This window comes from Candidatus Borrarchaeum sp. (assembly GCF_019058535.1).
In the GTDB taxonomy this organism is placed as follows: domain Archaea; phylum Asgardarchaeota; class Sifarchaeia; order Borrarchaeales; family Borrarchaeaceae; genus Borrarchaeum; species Borrarchaeum weybense.
Genome location: NZ_JAHPYX010000063.1, coordinates 1 through 4,175 on the forward strand (window position 1 = coordinate 1; position 4,175 = coordinate 4,175).

Here is a 4,175-nt window from a genome sequence, read left to right on the forward strand (position 1 = left end):
ACATTATAGCGTTAAGTTATTTGTACATATTTGATCCAAACATTCGCGATAATTTTCTAAGATTATCTCTTGAAAAACCACTTCACGAATGTATCTTAATATTTGATGAAGCACATAATCTCCCGCAAATCGCTACTGAAATCGCGAGTGATTCAATTTCTAAATATAGCATTAAGGCAGTGATTAAAGAGTCAAAAAACTTTAATTCAAAAATTATCGAACAGTTCGGAAAAGCGCTAAACAGTGTTCTTGAGCAAAATCTCAAAAATTTTCAGAAAGAAGATGATGAAACGTTTATTGAACCCTCAGAGTTCCTTCAACAAGTAGAAAAAAGACTTGGACTAACTTTAGACGACATGTTTTTCAAAAAGATGGTCAAAGCTGGAGAAGTAATTCAAAAACAATTGTTAAAGCTGGGGAAACATCCACGTTCGTTTGTTAAAAGAACTGCAGAGTTTATGACAAAATGGATAGAAACTAGTGATAGAATAGATTTTGTGCATTTATTAAAAAGGTATAAATCTTCAGAAAAAGTCAAAGCTCAATTAACAATCTCTGCTCTTGATCCTCGTTATTGCACAAAACCTATTATAAAATCTGCTTTTGCTACCATTTGCGTATCTGGAACATTACAACCTATTAGCGCATTCATTGATAAAATAGGGCTCCCAAGTGACACAAAGAATGAGGTACTTCCTTCTCCTTATTCAAATGATAATGTCTGTGCATATATTTGTGAAGGGGTTTCTACAGCACTAAAACAGCGAACTCCTGAGACTTATTCTAAAATGGTCGATTTAATTAGCCAGATTTGTAAGAATACGCCTCAAAATATTGGCGTGTTCTGTGCAAGTTATAATGTTCTCGATGGCCTCTTAACTGCAGAATTAGAGGGTGCCCTAAGTAAACCTCTGTTAACAGAGAAACGCCAAATGAGTTCGCAGCAAAATGATAAACTAATACAACAATTTAAGGACTTTGCGAACTTTGACGGAGCAGTTTTGCTAGGAGTCATGGGAGGGCGTTCAGCGGAGGGAGCAGATTATCCAGGCAACGAAATGAATGCGGTGATCATTGTAGGAGTCCCTTATGCTAGTCCTACACCTATGATACAAGCCCAGATCAAGTATTATGACACCAAATTTGCAGGAAAGGGACGAATATATGGCTATAACATTCCTGCCATGCGAAGAGCCTCTCAAGCTGCTGGAAGACCAATTCGTTCCCTTACAGATAGAGGAGCCATTATTTTTCTGGATTATAGATTTGCCACACCGTATCTCCGAGGTTATCTGCCAGGATGGATAAGAGAAAATACTTCTGTCATTCCTTATGAGCCTAATCTCCTCGGAGAACATTTAAGAATTTTTTTTGAAGGATAAATCGCTTCTAGAACAGCATAGGGAACTTAATATCCTTTTAATCTAGTTGTATACAATCATCTAACTTCTGATCTTAACGAACTTTTGTTCCTGTTGGGACATCACCCTCAACCGTAAGTAGAAATGGCTTTCCTCCTAAATCGGCTGCAAGAATCATTCCACGTGACTCAACGCCCATGAGTTTTTTAGGCTCTAGATTAACTAAAACAACAACATTCTTACCAACGAGTTCATCAGGGGTAAAAAACTCTGCCATACCAACGATAGTTTCTCTGGTCTCAGTACCAATATCTAACGTGCATTTTAAGAGCTTTTTTGCACCAGGAATCTTTTCGCAATTTAAAATTTTGCCAATACGAAGATCCAGCTTCTGGAACTCCTTAAAAGTAACTTCAACCACTAAATTCACCACCTTCAGTATGACAAAAAACGGTATTTAATCTGTTTATCTAACAAATTAATCTTTCTAAAAAAGAATCATTCCATAGGCGGATAAGTTTCCACAAAACACCGATATGCACAAAAGAAAAAATAAAGGGGATTGATCCAAGGAGTTTATGCTGTAAGAAGCGCTTGAGTCTCTCTGGCTTTATATACAGCTCCAGGCTCGCCTTTTATTGAATATTTAATCTCTACCATTTGATCAGGTGGGACATCCTTGATGGACCATTCTAAGACGGTAAAACTTTTACCTTCTACCAGTCGCGGTCTTTGATCGCTGACATTTGGATCACTTGAGACCAAGGTGAAGCCTTCAGGCAGGATATCATTAATGGTAATGTCAGGCAGACTCGCTTCTTCATCAGTAACAAGTGCAAGTTCTCCAGACTTTAATTTGTTCTTGTAAAAGATAGTGATCGCATATTCGCCCTTGGTCGCACCTTCCTGGATAGATTTGCCGACACGCACTTTACGCCAGACGTATGGCTTAATGGTCAGTTTTTCTTCTTCTACAGAGACATCAAATTTAGCAGCCTCAGTAAATGGTGGCAAAACATCAGCTGTTGCTGTAAAGGGAGGTGTATGTTCAGTTCCAGGCTCTGGAGTCACAGGTTGAAGAGGGTACTCTACCTCAACACGATCCCCTGGTAGGATTGCGCCAATATTACCCTGTTTTTGAACATCACGAAGGGATACAATTAATGTTCTTTCTTTTTTCAGATCTTTTTCATCTGGTAAGTCTACTTTTGCCGCTCTTAATATCTGTATTTTTTGCAGTTCTGTTGTTCCTTCTACTGGTCGAATTAGATTTAAATCAATTTTATCTTGGTCGACTACATCAAATCCTGGAGGAATCGTTTCCTCAAAAATCAAGTCATTAAATCGAGCAGAACCAGTATTGATTACAGCCAATGTAGTTATAATCGGTTTTGTTTCGGCAGCGCTGATTTCATTTCTGTCAAATGACTTTTCTAAGTCCATAGCGGCAACTGTCACTTCACTACCAGACATTATTACAGAGCCAGTAAGTTCCCTCAGAAACATGTTTTTGACCGAGAAGTCAACTTTTTGACCAAAGCTGGGCAGTTTCATAATCGGTTCTTCTTTTGGATCTGGGAACACAAAGCTTTTGGTCCATTTATTCTCGGTATCCGGGCTAAGCGTTACATCAAGGCGTTCTTCGTCGACTATCAGTTGTTGTCGCCGGTCCGAGCGTTTCTTGAAAATGCTTTCTTCAGCTGTCTGTCGATAGACCTCCACTTCACGAAGCAAAATTTCAAAGGTAGACAGGTTTTCGAACTCGATCGCACAGTTCCAGCGACCAGGACTCATATCTATCTCATCCTTATCGATCCAGGTCACGTTCTTGGTGTAACCATCCGATCCCATAAATGTAATACCTGATACCGTCATATCGGGCGCTACATAGCTGGCAGTGATATCCCCAGTTATTAGAGGATCTATCGTTTTTGCGCTCATTGCAACTTTGAAACTCATTGATTGAGTGCTATTGGGATCTAAACTAAATCCTGACCATACTACCTTGTTGCCTTCTTTTTTGTGAGTGCCTGTATCAACTTCTATGTCACTTATTCCCCTTAGGACTCCAGGCAATTCTTTTTCGACTGTTATATTTTCCAACTTCGTTTTTGATACATTGCTAACGCTCACTGTTATTTTAGTAATCGTCTCCTTATCCTTCATTAAGACACTAGGTCCTGTATCCTTTCCTGGTGCTGCATTTACAGATTCCTCAATTCTCAAAAGAGGTTCTACTTCTTTTAAAGCGTATTTTTTCGCGCGTAATTCACCAGGTTCCAATTCATAGATATCTATGTGGCATAAGCCCTCTCTAGGGGCTAAATCGGTATTTTCGAGATTATCCCAATAGCTGTCGACGTCCCAAACTCTATTTTTCTTGTTCGGATTGTAAAAACCTATAAGACCTGTTGCCTCCATTTTTTCAACAGTGCCATCCGCTTTTAAAACACCACTCGTGGTCTCAGAGTTGATGACAAGAATCCTTTTGTTATTTGCTTCGCCAGCCTTCGTCCAAGCAGGCGAAAGATCTTTATCGGTCATAAGTTCAAGATCTTCTTCTTTTAAGTCTACAATCACATGCCCTCGTGGTATCTCAAATAAAATGGATCCTTCTTTAACCTTAGGAACGTATTCCGTTATCACTGGTTTTGGTAGTTCTTTTGTGTCTACAGCTTCCTCTTCTTCCTCTTCTTCCTCTTCTTCCTCTTCTTCCTCTTCTTCCTCTTCTTCCTCTTCTTCCTCTTCTTCCTCTTCTTCCTCTTCTTCCTCTTCTTCCTCTTCTTCCTCTTCTTCCTCTTCTTCCTCTTCTTC

The 4,175-nt window shown here is 39.3% G+C and carries 3 protein-coding genes; 1 reads left to right on the forward strand and 2 read right to left on the reverse strand.

What is annotated here, in order from left to right; translation table 11 throughout:
* Positions 1–1,382 (forward strand): helicase C-terminal domain-containing protein (locus QVB70_RS03455; RefSeq protein ID WP_287583414.1); only part of this gene is annotated, 1,382 nt, incomplete at its 5' end.
* Positions 1,383–1,455: 73 nt separating this feature from the next.
* On the opposite strand, the gene metG is transcribed toward QVB70_RS03455, so the two are convergent.
* Together metG and QVB70_RS03465 are read right to left on the reverse strand one after the other, a co-directional pair.
* The gene (gene metG, locus QVB70_RS03460; protein WP_287583416.1) at positions 1,456–1,782 is read right to left on the reverse strand and encodes a methionine--tRNA ligase subunit beta; all 327 of its coding nucleotides are present in this window, start codon (positions 1,780–1,782) and stop codon (positions 1,456–1,458) included.
* A 155-nt stretch (positions 1,783–1,937) separates the two neighbouring features.
* The coding region (locus tag QVB70_RS03465; protein WP_287583418.1) for a hypothetical protein at positions 1,938–4,175 on the reverse strand (2,238 nt) is incomplete at its 5' end.